This window comes from Thiorhodococcus minor (genome assembly GCF_010820565.1).
GTDB classification, from domain to species: domain Bacteria; phylum Pseudomonadota; class Gammaproteobacteria; order Chromatiales; family Chromatiaceae; genus Thiorhodococcus; species Thiorhodococcus minor.
The window spans coordinates 1-4,159 of the sequence record NZ_JAAIJQ010000172.1 but is presented as its reverse complement, the minus strand read 5'-3'; the positions used below and the strand labels follow the sequence as shown (position 1 = coordinate 4,159).

At 62.4% G+C, this 4,159-nt stretch carries 3 protein-coding genes; 2 read left to right on the top strand and 1 reads right to left on the bottom strand.

Annotated elements, in window-relative coordinates; all coding sequences use genetic code 11:
* Window positions 1–242, top strand: a 242-nt coding sequence (locus tag G3446_RS25770) for a response regulator (protein WP_164456528.1), incomplete at its 5' end; no start/stop codon positions are given.
* Window positions 243–1,018: 776 nt separating this feature from the next.
* Here the strand turns inward: G3446_RS25770 and G3446_RS25765 are convergent.
* Entirely contained in the window at window positions 1,019–2,893 is a 1,875-nt protein-coding gene (locus G3446_RS25765) for a GGDEF domain-containing protein (protein WP_245232783.1), read from the bottom strand.
* 1,081 nt (window positions 2,894–3,974) lie between these two features.
* Between G3446_RS25765 and G3446_RS25760 the strand changes: the two genes are divergently transcribed.
* The coding region (locus G3446_RS25760; RefSeq protein ID WP_164456527.1) for a transposase at window positions 3,975–4,159 on the top strand (185 nt) is incomplete at its 3' end.

Below are 4,159 nucleotides of genomic sequence, written 5' to 3'. Positions count from 1 at the left end.
AGGGAGGCCCACCCCTCTCCCTCATGCAAAATGACTATTTAAAGGGGAAAATCCATCAGGGACGGTGGCCAGGCTCACGCCAACTGCCGCAGGCAGCACAGGTGCCCATCATCGCCATGACGGCGAACGCCTTCGCCGAAGACCGGGCGCGATGTCTGGAGGCGGGCATGAATGACTTCCTCTCCAAGCCAGTGGAGCCAGAGCGGCTAGAGACGGCGCTCAAGCACTGGCTTTGCCGGTAACATCAGAGCGATTCCTGCGGCCACCTGGACGCTTGAGCCTAGAGAGAGCTGCCAGCCACCAGCAGCCAGCTTAGAGCTTTGTCTTGGAGCTGCTCTCAGGTCTTCTCCGAGTCACCCAACGGGTGAGCGGCTGGCCGGCCAGAAAATCCGGCAACTGTATGATTTTCCTCCGCTAGCGGCTGGTAGCTGGAAGCTGACTGCTCCAGTTAAATGACCCCCGGCAAAGCCGGGGGCTTATTTGGTGACCGCCTCAAAGGCGGGATAACACCGGGAGCCGCCCAAGGCGGCTGGCTAGATTCCGAGCTTCAACTGGTCGTAGCACTCGTCTTCTTGCTCCTAGTATCTGACATACGCTTGAACCGTGTTCCCCGCTAGGCCCACGGTCGAAACACAGCAGCCGAAAATCGAGATCTTTCGTTTGCAGAGAACCACAATTCACTCTGACCGCGGGACAGGTCAAACCTCGGTGAGTCCCCCGGCAGAGCCGGGGGTTTACCTCACTGAATTAGGTTGAACCTATATCCGGCAGTCGGCTGCTTTGCGCTTTATGCAGGACATGCATCATGATCGAGATCCTGGCTTCCTGCTGCTTCACCCGCAGGGTGAAAGCCGCTACGGTCCCCAGTGCACGCCCCGCGCGGCGCCTGGCTGCGTTGCAGCGCCTTGTCGTAGCACCTCCCACTTCAGATCTGGCGGTGAGCCCCAGATTTCTCCCATGGACCGCCTTGCCAGCCGCACGACCTCGGGCGCAAGCCAGCGCGCGGAAACGACTCGGGTCAATAGACCACGGTTTCGTCGCCCCACATGTCTGGGGTGAAGCGCACGACGCGGTTGCGTCCGTCATCTTTGGCGCGATAGAGCGCCACATCCGCGTACTTGAGGGTCTGCCAAAAGGTCTCGCTATCGTCCGGAAACACGGCCACGCCGATGGAGACCGTCTTCTGAAGCATGCCCCCGGCGATGCGGAACTTAAAATCCGCAACCCGCGCGCGGATCTTTTCCGCCACCATGAGGGCGTTGTCCCCGTCGGCGTCCTGCAGGACGATCAGGAACTCCTCGCCGCCGAAGCGCACCAGAATGTCCGAGGTCCGGACGGACTGTTTGAGCACATCGGCCAGTCCCTTGAGCACGCTGTCGCCAACGTCATGTCCGTAGCTGTCGTTGACCATCTTGAAATAGTCGAGGTCGATCATCAACAGCGCCAGTGGGCTGTTGCGCCTGCGCGAGGAGGCGATCAAGGTGTCGACGTACTGCTCGAGAAACCGACGGTTGTTAAGGTCGGTCATGGCATCGCGCAGCGACGAGTCGCGTAGCGTCTCGGTCAGGCGCTTGGCCTCCAGGACCGGGGCCATCTCCCGCAGGTAGACTTGGATGTAGGGGATCTGCCCCAGGCGAGCCGCCGCTTCCGACTCCCGGGCCACCAACTGAACGATACAGCCGACGGTGCCTGACTGGATCAGCGGCAGACAATAGTGGCGCCAAGGGTCGGGCTCGGCATTGCCCCCCTCGGCGCGAAATGCGAAACAGATACCCGGCTGCACGAGACCGTCGACCGGATGACCCGAGCGCTTCGCGCGGCACATCTCGCTCCTGACCAATATCTGCGGATCGCACCAGTGACAGGACCCACTGATCTCGCCGTCCACGGAGATTGGCGCCAACTGCGTGGCGCCATGCGCTTCATAGATCGAGTACGCCTCGACCCCGAAGCGCCTGCCAAGGAGCAGACCGAAGCGCTCGTAGATCTCTGTCTTGGTCTCGTCTTCCTCGATGGTCGCCTTGAAGCGGGTGGCGTCCGCCAAGCCGTCGATCATGTCGATCGTTGCGAGCAATTGATTGTCGTCGTGCTGCGGCGGACGCCCAGTCAGCTGAGCCACGCGCTCGCTGATCTGCGACAGACCTTCATCCAAGAAGGACAGGAGTTTGTTGGTATGCGCGGCGATGTCGCCGATGTCATCTTTGGTGCGCTGCTGCACACGCCCCTTGAAGTCGCCCCGCAGGGCCGCCTGCACCAAGGACCCGATCGCGGCCGCGGTATCGCCGACCGGCAGCATGAGGCGACGCGCCCCGAGGATCGCGAACAGCGAGATCAGCGAGACCGCGACGAGCACCGCGAGCGCGCCATAGAGGGCCTGGCGCCGCAATTCGGTCAGAGACAGCTCGATGGTGACCGCCCCGAGCACCGTACCTTCGGCGACCTGATGGCATTGCAGGCAGTTGGGCGTTCCCCGTGAGCTTGCCACATAGGGAATGGTGCCCCTGAACACGGGCTGCCCATCCTCCTCGCGCAGCGCGAACTGCGGCCGGCCGTTGTCCAGGACATTCGTTTCGATCTCGTCGGCGACCATCTCACGCGCCAAACCCTGCCCGAACTGCTCATTCACCCACTTGGAGCGCACCACGCGCACGGTGCGCAGGTCGCGGATATCGCGCAGACGCTCGAGGGACTGCTCACGCTTGGCGATCACGCCGTTGATCATGGATTCGGTCAGCAGCACCCGCACGATCTCGGCCGCGGTCTGCACATGTCCCGTCGAGGAGGCGATCGACAGGTGACGGAAGGCATAGAGGCTGATCAACATGAAGATGGCCAGGATGCCGCAGGCGACCGTAATCAGGAGCAGGGTGATCTTGCGATTGAGCGTCATCATTCAGTTTCCATCAAGGGTGCATGGGTTGGGCTGCCTCTGCGCGCCAGTGCGCGCCAGCCTTTGGGAGTCTGTCCGCCTCCGGATGAAGCCGCTGCGGAATCGCGAGAACGGCTGCCTTCGCCCCAGGCCTTGGCTACAGGCTGAGACGTCTGAGCGCTCATTGCCTGGATTCACCCGGCGCCTCGGAGCCAGTCCCGGACGAAGTCGCTCGGCGACAGCGGACGGGCATAGAAATCGCCTTGGACGAGGTCGCAGCCAGCCTCCAGGAGCCTGCCTGGCGCAGATAGGGCTCCTCGGCGATCCCGATCCCCGCGCCTGCGGTACGAAAGATGGCTGTGAGCTGCTGCTCGTTCTTGCGCTACACTGCCCCCGGATTTGAGACAGCTTCTTAAGATAGAGCAGTGAAGCGAGGAGCGGCGAAAATGAAGCGCAAGCGATACTGAGGTTCCGTCGGTTTTTCGTCCATCGAGCGAGGGCAGGTCCGAATCCTTGATCGCCGCCTTGGGATGGAGGCCGCTAAGCGATGAGGTGGGCCGCGTCACCCATCCGCGTCGGCACGGCACCTGTGTTAATCCTTGAGTGTAGATCGCCCACTTTGGTCCGGTTCGGTCACTTGCATCATTGACGCGAGTGGCTCATCAAGCATCACCGGAGCGCTGCTTCTGTCCTCGTGATACCCGTCGGGGCGATATCTCGCCGACAGGACCCGGGCATGGCGACGAGCGTTTCAGCGCGGGTCCGGCTCATCCAGCCACGCGATTGCGTCCCGCGTCTTTAGCCCCGTAGAGCACTTGGTCGGCAAGCGAGAGCAGCAGGCGCGGGTTGTTGCTAGTCCCCGGAGTGGCTGCGCTGCGGTGCTTGTCACGTCGCGGCTAGCGAAGTCAGCCTCGGGACGTTCTGGAAGGCTCGCTGTGGCTGGCTGCCGGGTGCGGGCCGCCGTTCATCGGCCTCGATTGGGCAAGGCGCCAAGGCTCGCGCCGCCAGCTAGTGGACAAAAAACCACCTGATTATTCACGAATCTCAGCCGACTCAGCCCCCACCGGCCTAAACTTCAAGTAGGGCAATCGGTTGGAGAGACGCCATGGCACAGAACCAGATTCAGCTTCAGAAGGGCTTGAGTCTACAGCAGTTTCTGGCGGACTACGGAACCGAGGAGCAGTGCGAGCAGGCCCTTGAGCGCTGGCGCTGGCCACATTGGTTCATCTGCCCGCACTGCGGTCATCAGCACGAACCGGTGCGCCTGCGCACGCGAGCGCTGCTGCAGTG